The organism is Neisseria animaloris (assembly GCF_900637855.1).
GTDB lineage: Bacteria > Pseudomonadota > Gammaproteobacteria > Burkholderiales > Neisseriaceae > Neisseria > Neisseria animaloris.
Genome location: NZ_LR134440.1, coordinates 1228014 through 1244495, shown reverse-complemented (window position 1 = coordinate 1244495; position 16482 = coordinate 1228014). Strand labels below are relative to the sequence as shown.

Below are 16482 nucleotides of genomic sequence, written 5' to 3'. Positions count from 1 at the left end.
CAATTATCCGAAAATCCTATCGGTTATCATGCAATTCGGCCGCATGAAGTGTATTTTCCAATAACGTGGCGATGGTCATCGGGCCGACTCCGCCGGGTACGGGCGTAATCATAGAGGCACGTTCTTTGGCCACTTCAAATTCCACATCGCCACACAGTTTGCCGTCTTCCAAACGGTTGATGCCCACATCGATAACCACTGCCCCGGGCTTAATCCATTCGCCTTTCACGAAGTTCGGTTTGCCCACGCCGACAACAACAATATCGGCGGCACCGACTTCTTCCGCCAAGTTTTGAGTGGCGCTGTGGCAAATGGTAACGGTGGCGCGTGCCAGTAATAATTCCAAGGCCTGAGGGCGGCCCACGATGTTGGATGCTCCGACAACCACGGCTTTTTTTCCCGTAACGTCAATGCCGTATGCTTCCAGCAAAGTCATGACACCTTTGGGCGTGCAAGGGCGCATCAGCGGCATTTTGACAACCAAACGTCCGACATTGTAAGGATGGAAGCCGTCAACGTCTTTATGCGGCAGAATGCGCTCCAGCACGGCTTGGCTGTCGATTTGTTTGGGCAGCGGCAGTTGCACGAGAATGCCGTCTACTTCGGCGTTGCCGTTTAATTCGTCAACCAGTTTCAATAGTGCTTCCTGTGAGGTGTCGGCGGGCAATTCGTAAGAAAGGGATTCAAAGCCTACTTTTTCGCAAGCCAGTTTCTTATTGCGGACATAAACTGCGCTGGCCGGGTCGTTTCCGACCAGTATGACGGCCAAGCAAGGAGTGTGAAGGCCGGAGGCGCGGCGTTCGGCGGTTTTTCGGGCGAGAATCTCCAAGCGTTGGCGGGAAACCTCCTTGCCGTTGATTAATTGTGCGGTCATGGTTTTCTTTCTGCGAAACGGGATGGGTAACGAGTGGCAGATTATCGCATTTTTGTTGCCCGCTTTCATCTGTTTGTGTCGAGGCCGTCTGAAAAGAGGGCACAGGCTTTCGGTTGCCGGCGTGCGGCGGTCTGTTTGGAGTCGGGTTGCTTGTCGGATATTTTAAATCGCTTAATAAAATAAACAGATAGCGTGAGAGTGCCGCTTTTTATATAAAGCGGACTTGACGTATTTTAAGGCTGCAGGTATAGTTCGCTTCTCTCGTCGGGGCGTAGCGCAGTCTGGTTAGCGCACCTGTTTTGGGAACAGGGGGTCGTGAGTTCGAATCCCACCGCCCCGACCAGTTTACGTTCCATCCAGCCCGATGTTTGAGGCGCGAAAACCGCAACGCGCCCGTAGCTCAACCGGATAGAGCACCCGCCTTCTAAGCGGGCGGTTACAGGTTCGATTCCTGTCGGGCGCGCCAAATCAAGTTTCTTTTGCGGTGGCTGTAGCTCAGTTGGTAGAGCCCCGGATTGTGATTCCGGTTGTCGTGGGTTCGAGCCCCATCAGCCACCCCAAATCATTTAAACCCGTGTATGAAAATACACGGGTTTTTGCTTATGATTTGTTTCAGCTTAAGGGTTTGGAATAACCGTTTCAAACGGCCTAACCTTTTCCAACGGCGGGCACTTCGGTATCATGGCGGCAACTTGTTTATTCGAAAGTGAAATCATGTCTGAATGGCAGCTTCCAGAGTTTGAGTGCAAAATCTGCCCACCGGAGCAGTTGGTGGAGCGTATTGCCGCACTGCCGCGCCCGCTGGTGTTTACCAACGGCTGTTTCGATATTCTGCACCGCGGGCATGTAACTTATTTGGCACAGGCGAGGGCGACCGGTGCAGCCATGGTGTTGGCTTTAAACACCGATGCTTCGGTGCGCCGTTTGGGTAAAGGGGGCGACCGCCCGATCAATCCTTTGGAAAACCGTGCGGCGGTTGCGGCTGCATTGGAATGTGTGGATTTGGTTACTTGGTTTGACGAAGATACGCCGGCCGAACTTATCGAACAGATCTGCCCGGATATTTTGGTTAAAGGCGGCGATTGGGCTCCTGAAAATATTGTCGGGGCGGCAGAAACTCTTGCGCGTGGCGGTAAAGTGTATTCGATTCCCTTTTTACATCAAACTTCTACCACTCAAACGCTGGCGAAAATCCGTGCGGCAGAAGTGGCAGCCGAACGATGATGCCGCTCAAGCCGCAACATTGGAAATTGTTGGCAGCGCTTTCAGACGGCCTGCCGAAGCATGTGTCGGAGCTGAGCCGTTTGGTGGACATCAAACCGCAGCAAATTAACGGCTTCTGGCAGCAGATGCCGCCGCATATCCGCGGCTTGTTGCGCCAGTATGACGGCCAATGGCGGCTGGTTCGCCCGTTGGCCGTGCTCGACGAAGCACAAGTACGGCAAATCGGTGCGGAACACGGTTTTCAGACGGCCTTGAAGCACGAATGCTCTTCCAGCAATGATATTGTGTTGGAACAGACCAAACAGTCGGTTGAATCGGTGCACCGCTTTTTGTGTGTTACCCATCATCAGAAGAAAGGGCGCGGCCGCCAAGGTAAGGCGTGGGAAGACCGTTTGGGCGAATGTCTGATGTTCAGTTTCGGCTGGGCGTTTGATAAGGCGCAAGGCGAACTGGGGGCGTTGGCGTTGGTTGCTGCGTTGGCCTGTCAGCGTGCGTTGGCGGCGTTTGGCGTGGCGGCACAGATCAAATGGCCGAACGATTTGGTGGTCGGTCGGCAAAAACTCGGCGGGATTCTGATTGAAACCGTGCGTAGCAGTGGCAAAACCGTTGCGGTAATCGGTATCGGTATTAACTTTGTTTTGCCTAAAGAAGTGGAAAATGCCACTTCTGTGCAGGCTGCTTTTCAGACGGCCTCACGTCAGGGACTGGCAGTTGCACGGTTGTTATCGCTATTGTTGAAAGAACTGGGCGGGTTGTTGGCACAGTTCGAGCGGCACGGTTTTGCACCGTTGTTGCCGACTTACATCGATGCCAACCGCGATTTCAACCGCCCTGTACGTCTGCTTCAAGACGGAGTAACCATGTACGAAGGCACGGTGGCGGGGGTAACCGAACAGGGGGCTTTGCGTCTGCTGACTGAAAAGGGTGAAAAGGTTGTGGTTAGCGGTGAAATCAGTTTGCGTCCCAACGACGATCTGGTGCCGGTTCCGGCAGCCAAGCCCAAACGCCATTTGTTGTTGGATGGCGGCAACAGCCAGCTCAAATGGGCATGGGTGGAAAACGGGCAAATCGTCCACATGAACCGCGCACCTTACCGTGATTTGGGTTTGCTCGGTGCCGAATGGCGTGAACGTTCAGACGGCCTCATCCGCATTACGGGTTGTGCAGTGTGCGGCGAAGCCAAGAAAGAGCTCGTTGCCGCGCAGTTGCCGCAGCCGGTTGAGTGGTTGCCGTCTATGCCGCAGGCTTTGGGGATTCGCAACCATTACCGTAATGTGGCCGAACATGGTTCCGACCGTTGGTTCAATGCACTCGGCAGCCGCCGTTTCACTCAAAATGCGTGCGTGGTGGTAAGCTGTGGTACGGCAGTAACGGTTGACGCACTGACGGACGACCATCATTATCTTGGTGGCACCATTATGCCGGGCTTTCATTTGATGAAAGAGGCGATGGCCTTGAAAACCGCCAACCTCAACCGGCCGCTCGGACGGGTGTATCCTTTTCCCACCACTACCGCCAATGCTTTGGCCAGCGGGATGATGGATGCCGTATGCGGTTCGGTGATACTGATGCATAGCCGTCTGAAAGAAAAAATCGGCAGTGAAAAGCCCGTCGACTTGATTATTACCGGCGGTGGTGCGGCAAAAGTGGTGCAGGCGTTGCCGCAAACTTTTGTTTTGGACAATACAGTTAAAATTGTAGATAATCTCGTGATTTACGGCTTACTCAACTGGATAGAACAACAATGAAATGGTTATTTGCCGTGCTGGTGGCGCTGAACATCATCGTATTCGGTGGAATGGTTGCCAGCCGTGTCGCAGAAAAACAGAAAACCGTTGTCGAACCGACCGTTCCCATTGTCGGCAATACGCAACACGAACTCAGTGTGCCGGAGGTGCTCAACAAGTCGTCCGAGTCCCCCGTTTCTGCCTCTGATTCCTCTGCTCCCGATTGGATTACCTCGACCAAATCTTCTGCCGAAGTGGCATCCGAATCTTCAGATGATGAAAAAGCGGTGGCCGAGCGTAAAGCCAAAGAAGAGCAGTCGGCCAAAGAAAAAAAAGAACGCGAAGAGAAAGAAAAGCGCGAGAAAGAAGCGGCATTGGCAAAAGAACAGGCTGACGGGAAAGAACAAAAAGACTCTAAAGAAACAGCGACCGCCGCCAATGACAGTCGCCAGTGTACGGCCTCGGCTAACATCACTTTGGATGAAGACGACTACCACCGTATCAAAGGCTTGCTCAAAAATTGGCCCCATGTTGCCGCACGTAAAGTGGAAAAACGGACAAACGGTGCCAAAAACAGTAACCAAGCGCAGAAAACCTACCGTGTATTGCTGCCTTCCGGCGGTGATGCGGTGGCGCAGTTGAATAAACTTTCTGATAAAGGGTTTAGCGCAACGATTTACGAAGGCGACATCAGCGTCGGTATTACCCGCAGCAAGTCTGCCGCCCAAGTACTGATTTCGCGTTTGGCTACTGCCGGTTTCGGTGGTGCACGGATTCAGGAACAGGAAGACCGCAGCAATACCCGTGTAGACAGGGGGCTGAGTGTGGCGAAAATGCAGATTACGTTTGTTTCGGTGGATGATAAGAGTGCTAAAGAAATCCAAAGTTTGCTTGAGCGCTACGGCAAATTGAACCGTCGAGGATGTAAGTAATTCCTGTCGGTACGTGAAGCCGTCTGAAAACCGTTTGGTAAGGGTTTTCAGACGGCCTCATTACTCCTTATGCTTTTTTGTGCTTGCATAAGCATTTTTTTAAACGGCAATCTTTCTCCAAAACACAAACCCGCTGTTCAGGCAGCGGGTTTGTGTTTTCGGTTTTGAGTATTTGATGTCAAGGGAACTGTATCTTTCGTATACACACACTCCGTATGAAAAAAGGATGAAAGAAAAGGGGGAATAAGCTGTTCGGTGTTTAATGGCTCGGATTCAGGATAACTTCCGAGTGACTGTATTTTGATACAAATAATAATAATTATCAATACAAATTAAGAATAAAATCTTTAATTTTATTTAAGTTATTGAAATATAAATGAATATATTTTATCTATCGAGTGATTAGAGGAGTCTGTCCGAAGTGAAGTCCACATATCGGGCAGGAAATAAATCCCGTATAATCTGCGTATTACTATCAAGGCCGTCTTAAAACATGTTGCAAACCTATCAAACCGTACAACGCGATTTGCTTGAAGCCAATCAATTATCTCCTGAAATCCTATCTGAAAGCCTGAGCTTAATCGGAAGCCATCATGTTGATTATGCGGATATCTATTGCCAGCGCACGGCTTTTGAGAGCTGGCATTTGGAAGAAGGCATTGTGAAATCGGGCAGTTTCCAGATTGATCAGGGCGTGGGCGTGCGTGCGGTTTCCGGCGATAAAACCGCGTTTGCTTATGCCGACAGTTTAGACGCAAGCTCCATCCGCCGTTCCGCCCAAGCCGTGCGTGCCATCGGTGCGGCCGGTCGGAAGACGGAAGTGCGTGTGCCCGTGCCCCGTTATGGCAAGGATGTGCATGCTACGATTAATCCTATCTCCGGGTTGGATTCGGCCGCCAAAGTGGCCTTGCTGAATAAAGTGGAGATGCTGGCCAAAGCCGCCGACCCACGTATCGTGCAAGTGATGGCGGGGCTGACGTGTGAATATGATTTGATTTACATTGCCCGTTTGGACGGCAAGCATACCGCCGATATCCGCCCGATGGTGCGGTTGAATGTAACCGTAATTGCCAAACAGGGTGACCGTCGCGAACAGGGTAGTGCCGGTGGCGGGGGCCGTTATGATTTGGCTTATTTCAGCGAAAAATTGGTGCGGCAATATGTGGATGCCGCCGTTAAGCAGGCATTAATCAATTTGGAATCCCGTCCCGCCCCGGCTGGGGCCATGACGGTCGTATTGGGCAGCGGTTGGCCGGGGGTGCTGCTGCACGAAGCGGTGGGGCACGGTTTGGAAGGCGACTTCAACCGTAAAGGCACCAGCGCGTTTTCCGGCAAAATAGGCGAACGTGTGGCCGCCAAAGGCGTTACCGTGGTGGATCAGGGTGATATTGCACACCGTCGTGGATCGCTTAATATCGACGACGAAGGCAACGAAACCCGCCGCACCGTATTGATTGAAGACGGCATTCTCACCGGTTATCTGCAAGATGAAACCAATGCCCGCTTGATGGGCGTGCAAAGCACCGGCAACGGCCGCCGCGAAAGCTATTCGTCCGTTCCGATGCCGCGTATGACCAATACTTTTATGGAAAACGGCAGCCACGATCCGCAAGAAATCATCGAATCGGTGCATAAAGGCATTTATGCCGTCAATTTCGGCGGCGGGCAGGTGGACATCACCAGCGGTAAATTCGTTTTCAGTGCGTCGGAAGCGTGGTGGGTGGAAAACGGCAAACTGCAATATCCGGTGAAAGGTGCCACCATTATCGGCAATGGCCCCGAAGTGCTGAAGCATGTGAGCATGGTCGGCAACGATACCGCACTCGATACCGGTGTGGGCGTGTGCGGTAAAGACGGACAAAGCGTGCCGGTGGGCGTAGGGCAGCCGACATTGCGGATTGATGCCGGATTAACCGTAGGCGGAAGCGAAGTTTAGATTGACGAGGCAAGCTGCGGTAAGAATGCTGAAAAGTATTTATTTGCCGTTTATTTAAAACTTGTGGAAACCGTGAGGCCGTCTGAATAATTTCAGACGGCCTCACGTTATCTGCATTCGAATCAGACAATCCGCGCTTTGAGCAGATCGTGCATATTCAGCGCACCGACCAACACATTGTCTTCCCTGACTACCAAAAGACCGTTGACGTGGTTTTGCTGCATGTGCTTCAAGGCTTCGGTGGCGAGTTTGTCGGCAGTAATGGTTTTGGGGTTGGCGTGCATGATGTCGTTTACCGTCAAACCCGCGAAGTTGTCGCGCTGCTGGAACAGGCGGCGCAGGTCGCCGTCGGTAAACACGCCTTTCAGACGGCCTTCTTCGTCAGTAACGGCCAGCATACCCAAGCCTTTTTCGCTCATACGCACGATGGCGTCTTTCAGCAAAGTACGGCTGGTAACGGCAGGCAGCGATTCGCCGCTGTGCATGATGTCGGACACGCGCAGCAGCAGCCGTTTGCCGAGGCTGCCGGCGGGGTGGCTAAGGGCGAAGTCGTCGGGCGTGAACTCGCGTGCTTTAAGCAGCACCACGGCCAATGCGTCGCCCAAAGCCATCACGGCTGTGGTGCTTGAAGTGGGTGCCAAACCGAGTGGGCAGGCTTCGTGCGATACGGAGGCGGTAATGTGGACATCGGCATGGCGCGCCATGGTGGAAAGCGGTTTGGCGGTAATGCAGATGAGCGTGATGTTTTTACGTTTGAGGGCGGGAATAATGGCGGTGATTTCGTCGCTTTCTCCCGAATTGGAAATCGCCAGCACCACATCGCCGTCGACAATCATACCCAAATCGCCGTGCGCGGCTTCGGCGGGATGTACAAAAAAAGCCGGCGTGCCGGTAGAAGCCATGGTAGCGGCCATTTTGCGCCCGATATGCCCCGATTTGCCCATGCCCATAATCACCACACGGCCTTGGCAATGCAAAATGGTTTCGGCGGCTTGGGCAAAATGATGATCCAGCTCGGAAGAGATTTCGTGCAGACTTTCGGCTTCGATGCGCAATACGTCGCGCGCCCAGTCCAAATATTGTTCGGTATTTTCCATGATTAGTTTTCCCGCAGGGCTACCCAAATACGCTGAATCGGGTTAGGATTTCCACTTCATATAGAAATAACAAGGATTTCAGAGATGACTATTTTATCGGACGTTAAAGCATTAGGCCAACAAATCTGGCTCGACAACCTTTCCCGCTCGCTGGTGCAAAGCGGCGAATTGGCGGAAATGTTGCAGCAAGGCGTGTGCGGCGTAACTTCCAACCCCGCCATTTTCCAAAAGGCTTTTGCGGGCGACGTGCTTTACGCCGATGAAGTCGCCGCACTGAAACAGCAAAACCTTACTCCGAAACAACGCTACGAAACCCTCGCCATTGCCGACGTGCAAGCCGCTTGCGACGTGTGCCTGCCCGAATTTGAACAAAGCGGCGGCAAAACTGGTTTTGTCAGCCTTGAAGTTGCCCCCGACTTATCGCACGATGCAGAAGGCACGGTAGCCGAAGCCAAACGCCTGCATGCCGCCATCAACCGCCCCAACGTAATGATCAAAGTGCCCACCACCGATGCAGGCGTAGCCGCATTGGAGCAGTTGGTTTCAGACGGCATCAGCATCAACCTGACCCTGCTGTTCTCGCGCAAACAAACCCTGAAAGCCTATGCAGCCTATGTGAAAGGCATTGAAGGCCGTCTGAAAGCAGGTAAGCCGGTTGACCATATCCAAGTAGTGGCCAGCTTCTTTATTTCGCGTATCGACAACGCGCTGGATGCCACCCTGCCCGAACATCTCCAAGGTAAAACCGCCATCGCGCTCGCCAAAGCCGCTTATCAGGATTGGCAGGATTTCTTCGGCGGCGAACCGTTTGCCGCACTGAAAGCACAAGGTGCCAACCCCGTGCAGCTTTTGTGGGCATCCACCGGCGTGAAAAACCCCGCTTACCCCGACACACTGTATGTGGACAGCTTAATCGGCCCCAACACCGTCAACACCGTGCCCGATGCCACCTTAAAAGCCTTTGTCGACCACGGCACGGCCAAACCGACCCTTACCGAAGGCACTGCAGAAGCAGCGGCGCAACTGGCCGAAGTGGAAAAACTGGGCATCGACGTAGAAGCCCTCGCCACCCGCTTGCAGGAAGACGGCCTGAAACAGTTTGAAGAGGCGTTTGAAAAATTGTTGGAGCCGTTGGCGTAAGGTCGTCTGAAAGTATGTGAAGATTCGCTTGGAACGAGGCCGTCTGAAAAGATTTTTCAGACGGCCTTAGTCTTATTTTCGATATAGGGCGGCCATTCCTGCCCGCCGCTTATGGTTACCGTTGCCGTGTCTTAACTCAAAGAAAACGATTGTATAAGCTGCTGAAGCGGCGGCAGAATCGGTTTCATACTTCTTGTACTGTCTGCGGCTTTCCACCTTTTATCAAAGCTAAATTTTATTGGTTATAAAGTTCGGACGCGGTTTTCAGACGGCCTCCAATACATCCCGCAATGCTTGCGGCATTCGTGGCAAAGACGCAGCACGGCATGGTTGGCGAGGTGGTTGCCATAGTTGAGGTTGCTGATCTGTACGCTAAGTGCAGTAGGGTATGTAGTAGGTGAAGGCGGCGGTACGGAAATATGAGCCATCATTTCTCCTGAACTATCCGAATTAAAAACCGTCGCATATTTTATCGCGGAGCAGCTTAATCCGCGCAATAAACCCGATGTGTTTGGCAAGGTATTCCGATGGCGGTTGACGCTTGCATGCCGCACAGGCGGAAAACGCCGTGTAGCGTCATTTCCGTGATTTATTTTATTGGAATATTCTTGTTGCGCTGTGTAGTTTTCGACGGAGAAACTGCTATAATCGCGGCATTATCTGATTTGTTTTAACCATTTTTGGAGAAACCTATGGCACTCGTTTCCATGCGCCAACTTTTGGATCATGCAGCAGAAAACAGCTACGGCCTGCCTGCTTTCAATGTGAACAATCTCGAACAGATGCGTGCGATTATGGAAGCCGCCGACCAAGTGAATGCGCCTGTTATCGTGCAGGCCAGTGCCGGTGCGCGCAAATATGCAGGCGCGCCTTTTTTACGCCATCTGATTTTGGCGGCGGTTGAAGAGTTTCCGCATATTCCCGTGGTGATGCACCAAGACCACGGCGCGTCGCCCGATGTGTGCCAACGCTCGATCCAACTCGGTTTTTCATCGGTGATGATGGACGGTTCGTTGTTGGAAGACGGTAAAACTCCGTCAAGCTACGAATACAATGTCGAAGTAACCCGTAAAGTGGTTGAATTTTCCCATGCCTGCGGCGTGTCGGTGGAAGGCGAAATCGGCGTGTTGGGGAACTTGGAAACCGGAGAAGCAGGCGAAGAGGACGGCGTGGGTGCGGCCGGCAAACTGAGCCACGACCAAATGCTCACCAGCGTGGAAGACGCTACCCGTTTCGTGCGCGATACCGGTGTGGACGCTTTGGCGATTGCCATCGGCACCAGCCACGGTGCGTATAAATTCACCCGTCCGCCCACAGGTGACGTGTTGCGTATCGACCGTATCAAAGAAATCCACGAAGCTCTGCCCAACACCCATATCGTGATGCACGGTTCCAGCTCGGTGCCGCAAGAGTGGCTGAAAATCATCAACGAATACGGTGGCGGTATCGGTGAAACTTACGGCGTGCCGGTTGAAGAAATCGTGGAAGGCATCAAACACGGTGTGCGCAAAGTGAATATCGACACCGATTTGCGCTTGGCATCCACCGGTGCCATCCGCAAGTTTATGGCGGAAAACCCTGCCGAGTTCGACCCGCGCAAATATCTGGCGAAAACCGTAGAGGCGATGAAACAAATCTGTATCGACCGCTACTTGGCTTTTGGTTGCGAAGGACAGGCTTCCAAAATTAAGCCGGTTTCTTTGGATAAAATGGCTATCCGTTACGCCAAAGGCGAATTGGATCAAATCATCAGATAAATCAGTCTGATATATTATTAAAAGAGGCCGCCTGAAAACTTTTCAGACGGCCTTTGGACAAATAAACAACTTCAGCTTGCTTTGCCGATGCGTCGGTATGAGAGAAGAGAAAGGAAAATAATGAAATACGCCGGATTTTGGATTCGCGTGGTTGCCAACCTTATCGACGGTTTGATTCTGGCCGCGGTTATTGTGCCTTTAATGTATCTGTTTTATGGCGACCAATATTTCACAGCCCAAAATACGGCACCTTTGGGTGCCGCCGATATTTTTGTGAATTATATTTTGCCGTTGCTGTTTACCGTCGGTTTCTGGGTAAAAATGTCTGCCACGCCGGGCAAGATGCTGCTCGGCTTGAAAATCGTAGATGCGAAAACAGGCGAAGGCATCAATTTGATGCAGGCCGTCATCCGTTACGTCGGCTATTTTATTTCTGCCATGGCATTTTTGATCGGCTATATTTGGGTGGCGTTCGATGCCAAGAACCAAGGTTGGCACGATAAAATGGCCGGTACGGTGGTGGTGCGTACCCGTTAATGGCGATGAACCGATTGAAAAGGCCGTCTGAAAAGCATACACAGCATTTTCAGACGGCCTTTTTCGATAGCCAGATGAGTTTTAAGCCCCCAAGAACCAAAATTTGGCCGCCCATGCCACAGCCACAATCCATACCATGGGCGGTACTTCTTTGGCACGGCCGCATACCAGTTTGATCACGGCATAGCTGATAAAGCCCATGGCGATACCGTCGGCAACCGAGTAGGTGAACGGCATGAAAGCAATGGTCAGGAAGGCCGGAGCGGCTTCGGTGATGTCGAACCATTCTACTTCAAGTACGCTACGCATCATTTGCACGCCGATGTAGAGCAGGGCGGGAGCAGTGGCGAAAGCCGGTACGGCCTGTGCAAGCGGAGAGAACCACAAGCACGCCAGCATCAGCACGCCCACGGTAATGGCAGTCAAACCGGTGCGGCCGCCTGCCGATACGCCTGATGCACTTTCGATATAAGGTGTAGTGGACGACGTGCCCAATACCGCGCCCGCTACGATGGCGGTAGAGTCGGCAAACAGTGCTTTTTTCAAGCGCGGCAGTTTGCCGTCAACCAATAAGCCCGCACGGTGCGATACGCCCACCAGCGTGCCGGTGCTGTCGAATAAATCCACCAGAAAAAAGACGAAAATCACGGCAATCAGGCTACCGTTAAACAGGCCGTTGAAATCCATCTGCATAAAGGTGGGCGCAATGCTGGGAATCGGTGCCACAAAGCCTTTGAATTCGGTTAAACCCAAAAAGATGGAAATCAGCGTAACGGAGAAAATGCTGAGAATAATCGCGCCGCGCACACGGAAATAATCCAGCACGATAATCATAAAAAAGCCCAGTAGGGCCAATAAAACCGGCCAATTGGGCAGTTTCACACCGTTTTCGATAACATACAGCTCGCCCATTTTCACCAAAGTGGCTTCGCTGGCCACAATCAGGCCGGAGCCTTTCAGCGCAATCAGAGCCAAAAACAGGCCGATACCGGCGGCAACAGCCATTTTCAGGCTCATGGGTAGGGCATTGACCAGCATTTCGCGGATTTTGAAAAAGCTGAACAAAATAAAGATGATGCCGGACACAAACACCGCAGCCAGAGCAACCTGCCACGGCACGCCCATGCCTTTTACCACCGAAAACGTAAAATAAGCGTTTAAGCCCATGCCCGGGGCGAGGGCAATCGGATAGTTGGCCAGAGCCCCCATAATAAAGCAGCCGATGGCGGCAGAAATACATGTGGCTACAAACACTGCACCGAAATCCATGCCTGTAGTCGAAAGGACGCTGGGGTTGACGATGATGATGTAGCACATGGTGAGGAATGTCGTGAAACCGGCAATAATCTCGGTGCGTACATTAGTGTCGTGTTCGCTTAATTTGAACAGACGTTCCAAGAGGCTGTTTTGAGAAGTGTTCATAACGTGTCTTTGGGTTAAAAAAAGTAAAGCAAGTGTGCATTATAACGGATTCGCCGCCTATTGACGCAATCGGGCGCTGCATCAAGGCAAGGTATGACAAGTGCTGTGGCAGGAATGGCACGGAACGCGAAAGGCCGCCTGAAAAGTCTGCGACATGTTTTCAGACGGCCTCTCGGCATCAATATTTAAAGTGTACTGATCAAATAAAAAAGCGTACAATCCCACCTATTTTTCCAACCATCCGAAGCAGCGGTTTTTATGGGCTATCATGATGTTTTTACATAAAAAACCGCTCAATAGAAACACTCACGTCCAATTATGATTTACCCCAAAACCTATGATGTCATCGTGGTCGGCGGCGGCCATGCCGGCACCGAAGCCGCCCTCGCCGCCGCACGCATGGGCGCGCAAACGCTTTTACTCACACACAATATCGAAACCCTCGGCCAAATGTCGTGCAACCCCTCCATCGGCGGCATCGGCAAAGGCCATCTCGTGCGCGAAGTCGATGCACTCGGCGGAGCAATGGCCTTGGCCACCGATATGTCGGGCATTCAATTCCGCCGCCTAAACGCCAGCAAAGGCCCCGCAGTACGCGCCACCCGCGCACAGGCCGACCGCATTCTGTATAAAGCCGCCATCCGCGAAATGCTCGAAAACCAGCCCAATCTGGAAATTTTCCAGCAGTCGGTTGAAGACATCACGCTCGAAGGCGAACGCGCAAGCGGCGTGAAAACCGCCATGGGCGTCGAATTCAAAGGTCGTGCCGTTGTGCTCACCGCAGGCACATTCCTTGCCGGCAAAATCCACATCGGCTTGGAAAACTATGCCGGCGGACGCGCAGGCGACCCCGCCGCACAAGGCTTGTCGGGCCGTCTGAAAGAACTCAACCTGCCGCAAAGCCGCCTCAAAACCGGCACCCCGCCGCGCATCGACGGCCGCACCATCGATTTCTCGCAGCTTACCGAACAGCCCGGCGACACCCCCGTGCCCGTGTTTTCCGTGCGCGGACATGCCGCACTGCACCCGCGCCAAGTGTCGTGCTGGATTACCCACACCAACCTGCAAACACACGACATCATCCGCTCCGGTTTCGACCGCAGCCCCATGTTTACCGGCAAAATCGAAGGCGTCGGCCCACGCTACTGCCCCTCGATTGAAGACAAAATCAACCGCTTCGCCGATAAAGACAGCCATCAGATTTTTCTCGAACCCGAAGGTCTGACCACCAACGAATACTACCCCAACGGCATTTCCACCAGCCTGCCGTTCGACATCCAACTCGCCCTCGTGCGCTCCATGAAAGGCTTGGAAAACGCCCACATCCTGCGCCCCGGCTACGCCATCGAATACGACTATTTCGACCCGCGCAACCTCAAAGCCAGCCTTGAAACCAAAAGCATCGCCGGCCTGTTTTTCGCCGGACAAATCAACGGCACCACCGGCTACGAAGAAGCCGCCGCACAAGGCCTGTTGGCCGGAGCCAACGCCGTACAGTATGTGCGCGAACGCGACCCGCTGCTGCTGCGCCGCGAACAAGCCTATCTCGGCGTGTTGGTAGACGACTTAATCACCAAAGGCGTAAACGAGCCTTACCGCATGTTTACCAGCCGCGCCGAATACCGCCTGCAACTGCGCGAAGACAACGCCGACATGCGCCTTACCGAAGACGGCTACAAAATCGGCCTCGTTACCGAACCGCAATGGCAGGCTTTCGAGCAAAAACGCGAGCAGATCGAACGCGAAATCCAACGCCTGAAATCCACTTGGTACACCCCCGCCAAGCTGCCCGAAAGCGAGCAAACCCGCGTATTCGGCCAAAAACTGTCGCGCGAAGCCAACCTGCACGACCTCTTGCGCCGCCCCAATATCGACTACGCCGCCCTGATGACCCTGCCCGATGCAGGGCCGTCTGAAAACCTGCCCGAAAGCGTGGTCGAACAAGTGGAAATCCAAGTGAAATACCAAGGCTATATCGACCGCCAAAACGAAGAAATCGAAGGCCGCCGCGATATCGAAACCCTAAAACTGCCGTCTGAAATCGATTACGGCAAAGTCAAAGGCTTATCCGCCGAAGTGCAGCAGAAACTCAACCAGCACCGCCCCGAAACCGTAGGCCAAGCCTCGCGCATTTCCGGCGTAACCCCCGCCGCCGTCGCCTTGCTGATGGTGCATTTGAAACGCGGGTTTAAAGATGCGAAGCAGTAGTTCCATATGAATTCTTTTTCAGACGGCCTATCAAATAAATCAACCAACACGGAGCCGTTTTCAGCTAAGATTCATACAAATTAAGTGGGATGGATACAAATGGACAACAAACAAAAATTACAAGACGGCCTGCAAAAACTCGGCCTCGAGCTTTCCACCGCGCAGCAGTTGCTGCTGCTCGAATATGTTTCCTTGCTGAAAAAATGGAACAGCACCTACAACCTGACCGCATTGCGCGATGAAAATACGATGATCAGCCACCACATCCTCGACAGCTTGACGCTGCTGCCGTATGTGAAAGAAGCGAAAACGTTGATGGATGTGGGTTCCGGCGGCGGTATGCCGGGCATTCCCACTGCGATTTGCCGCCCCGATTTGCAGATTACGCTGCTGGATTCCAACACCAAAAAAACCACGTTTCTGCAACAGGCCGTGATTGAGTTGGGGTTGAACAACGTAACCGTTGCCAGCGGCCGTGTGGAAGCGATGTACGATAAGAAAGTGGACGTGGTAACCAGCCGCGCGTTTGCAGAGTTGGCGGACTTTATCGCGTTGACTAAGCATTTGCTGAACGAAAACGGTTATTGGGCGGCGATGAAGGGCGTGTATCCGTATGAAGAATTGGAGCATGTGCCGGCTGATGTGGAAGTGGTTTGCGTAGACAAACTCGAAGTGCCGCAGCTTGATGCCGAGCGGCACATGGTGGTGATGAAGCCTAAGAAATAAAACAAAAAACTTTAAATGAAGGCCGTCTGAAAGCTGTTTTTCAGACGGCCTTCATACCATTAAACTGCAAATAACGGTACAATTCAGCCAACTTCAGAATACACAGGTTTAAACGCAGATGGGCACAAATATTATTGCTGTCGCCAACCAGAAAGGCGGCGTAGGCAAAACGACAACGGTAGTCAATCTGGCGGCTTCGCTGGCACACTATGGTAAACGGGTACTGGTGATTGACCTTGACCCGCAAGGTAATGCCACTACCGGCAGCGGTATCAATAAAAGCAATATCCACAGCGGTGTTTACCAAATTTTATTGGGTGATGCGAAAGTGGAAGATGCGATTATCCGCAGCGAGGCGGGCGGTTATGATGTGTTGGCTGCCAACCGTGCATTGGCGGGGGCCGAAGTGGAACTGGTGCAGGAAATCGCCCGTGAAATGCGTCTGAAAAATGCGCTGGCCGAAGTAGCGGACGATTACGATTTCGTTTTGCTCGATTGCCCGCCCACGCTGACTTTGCTGACCTTAAACGGTTTGGTGGCCGCCAACGGCGTGATCGTGCCGATGGTATGCGAATATTATGCATTGGAAGGTATTTCCGATTTGGTGGCTACGGTGCGCAAAATCCGCCAAGCGATCAATCCCGAACTGGATATTATCGGTATCGTACGCACGCTTTACGACAGCCGCAGCCGCCTGTCGCAGGAAGTGTCGGAACAATTACAGGCGCATTTCGGCGAACAGCTTTTTGAAACGACTATTCCGCGCAATGTGCGGTTGGCCGAAGCGCCCAGCCACGGTATGCCCGCACTGGCTTATGATGCGAAAGCCAAAGGTACGGTGGCTTATTTGGAATTGGCAGAAGAGTTACTGCAAAGAGTAAAATGACATTCCTATGGGTTAT

At 52.7% G+C, this 16482-nt stretch carries 14 protein-coding genes and 3 tRNA genes; 13 read left to right on the top strand and 4 right to left on the bottom strand.

The window, feature by feature from the left end; genetic code table 11:
- Positions 1-16 precede the first annotated feature (16 nt).
- Positions 17-874 carry a bifunctional methylenetetrahydrofolate dehydrogenase/methenyltetrahydrofolate cyclohydrolase FolD gene (gene folD, locus EL216_RS05785; RefSeq protein WP_085389559.1) on the bottom strand — a complete coding sequence of 286 codons (858 nt, stop codon included), beginning with the start codon at positions 872-874 and terminating at the stop codon, positions 17-19.
- A 265-nt stretch (positions 875-1139) separates the two neighbouring features.
- Between folD and EL216_RS05780 the strand changes: the two genes are divergently transcribed.
- The 7 genes from EL216_RS05780 (at position 1140) to tldD (ending at position 6693) form a co-directional block, all read left to right on the top strand.
- Positions 1140-1217, top strand: a tRNA-Pro gene (locus EL216_RS05780).
- Positions 1218-1263: 46 nt separating this feature from the next.
- Positions 1264-1340 (top strand) — tRNA-Arg (locus EL216_RS05775).
- Positions 1341-1358: 18 nt separating this feature from the next.
- A tRNA-His gene (locus EL216_RS05770) sits at positions 1359-1434 on the top strand.
- Between the two features lie 154 nt (positions 1435-1588).
- Positions 1589-2098, top strand: coding sequence for a D-glycero-beta-D-manno-heptose 1-phosphate adenylyltransferase (gene rfaE2, locus EL216_RS05765; RefSeq protein ID WP_085389560.1), 510 nt, complete (start codon positions 1589-1591; stop codon positions 2096-2098).
- Complete coding sequence (locus tag EL216_RS05760) at positions 2095-3846, top strand: bifunctional biotin--[acetyl-CoA-carboxylase] ligase/type III pantothenate kinase (protein ID WP_085389175.1); 1752 nt, start codon at positions 2095-2097, stop codon at positions 3844-3846. Before rfaE2 ends, EL216_RS05760 begins: the two co-directional genes overlap by 4 nt.
- The gene (locus EL216_RS05755; RefSeq protein WP_085389176.1) at positions 3843-4757 is read left to right on the top strand and encodes a hypothetical protein; all 915 of its coding nucleotides are present in this window, start codon (positions 3843-3845) and stop codon (positions 4755-4757) included. Before EL216_RS05760 ends, EL216_RS05755 begins: the two co-directional genes overlap by 4 nt.
- 493 nt (positions 4758-5250) lie before the next feature.
- Positions 5251-6693: a metalloprotease TldD gene (gene tldD / locus EL216_RS05750; protein WP_085389177.1), complete on the top strand. Its 1443-nt coding sequence runs from the start codon at positions 5251-5253 to the stop codon at positions 6691-6693.
- Positions 6694-6815: 122 nt separating this feature from the next.
- Here the strand turns inward: tldD and EL216_RS05745 are convergent, their stop codons facing one another.
- Positions 6816-7790, bottom strand: coding sequence for a KpsF/GutQ family sugar-phosphate isomerase (locus EL216_RS05745; RefSeq protein ID WP_085389178.1), 975 nt, complete (start codon positions 7788-7790; stop codon positions 6816-6818).
- Between the two features lie 84 nt (positions 7791-7874).
- Here EL216_RS05745 and tal point away from each other — a divergent pair, with 84 nt between their 5' ends.
- Positions 7875-8930, top strand: a complete 1056-nt coding sequence (gene tal, locus EL216_RS05740; protein WP_085389179.1) for a transaldolase — start codon at positions 7875-7877, stop codon at positions 8928-8930.
- Between the two features lie 242 nt (positions 8931-9172).
- Here tal and EL216_RS05735 read toward each other — a convergent pair whose 3' ends face one another.
- Complete coding sequence (locus tag EL216_RS05735) at positions 9173-9358, bottom strand: hypothetical protein (protein ID WP_197720415.1); 186 nt, start codon at positions 9356-9358, stop codon at positions 9173-9175.
- Positions 9359-9622: 264 nt separating this feature from the next.
- On the opposite strand from EL216_RS05735, the gene fba reads away from it, so the two are divergent.
- Together fba and EL216_RS05725 are read left to right on the top strand one after the other, a co-directional pair.
- A complete protein-coding gene (gene fba / locus EL216_RS05730) occupies positions 9623-10687 on the top strand; it encodes a class II fructose-bisphosphate aldolase (protein ID WP_085389180.1) in 1065 nt (354 codons plus the stop codon).
- 120 nt (positions 10688-10807) lie between these two features.
- Positions 10808-11224, top strand: coding sequence for an RDD family protein (locus tag EL216_RS05725; RefSeq protein WP_085389181.1), 417 nt, complete (start codon positions 10808-10810; stop codon positions 11222-11224).
- Positions 11225-11305: 81 nt separating this feature from the next.
- Here EL216_RS05725 and EL216_RS05720 read toward each other — a convergent pair whose 3' ends face one another.
- Positions 11306-12646 (bottom strand): NCS2 family permease, encoded by a 1341-nt coding sequence (locus tag EL216_RS05720; RefSeq protein ID WP_085389182.1) that lies wholly within the window; start codon positions 12644-12646, stop codon positions 11306-11308.
- Positions 12647-12964: 318 nt separating this feature from the next.
- Between EL216_RS05720 and mnmG the strand changes: the two genes are divergently transcribed.
- From mnmG to EL216_RS05705, 3 genes are all read left to right on the top strand, one after another.
- Positions 12965-14854 (top strand): tRNA uridine-5-carboxymethylaminomethyl(34) synthesis enzyme MnmG, encoded by a 1890-nt coding sequence (gene mnmG, locus EL216_RS05715; RefSeq protein ID WP_085389183.1) that lies wholly within the window; start codon positions 12965-12967, stop codon positions 14852-14854.
- A 99-nt stretch (positions 14855-14953) separates the two neighbouring features.
- Complete coding sequence (gene rsmG / locus EL216_RS05710) at positions 14954-15580, top strand: 16S rRNA (guanine(527)-N(7))-methyltransferase RsmG (RefSeq protein ID WP_085389184.1); 627 nt, start codon at positions 14954-14956, stop codon at positions 15578-15580.
- A gap of 118 nt (positions 15581-15698) precedes the next feature.
- Entirely contained in the window at positions 15699-16466 is a 768-nt protein-coding gene (locus EL216_RS05705; RefSeq protein WP_085389185.1) for a ParA family protein, read from the top strand.
- Positions 16467-16482: the final 16 nt, after the last annotated feature.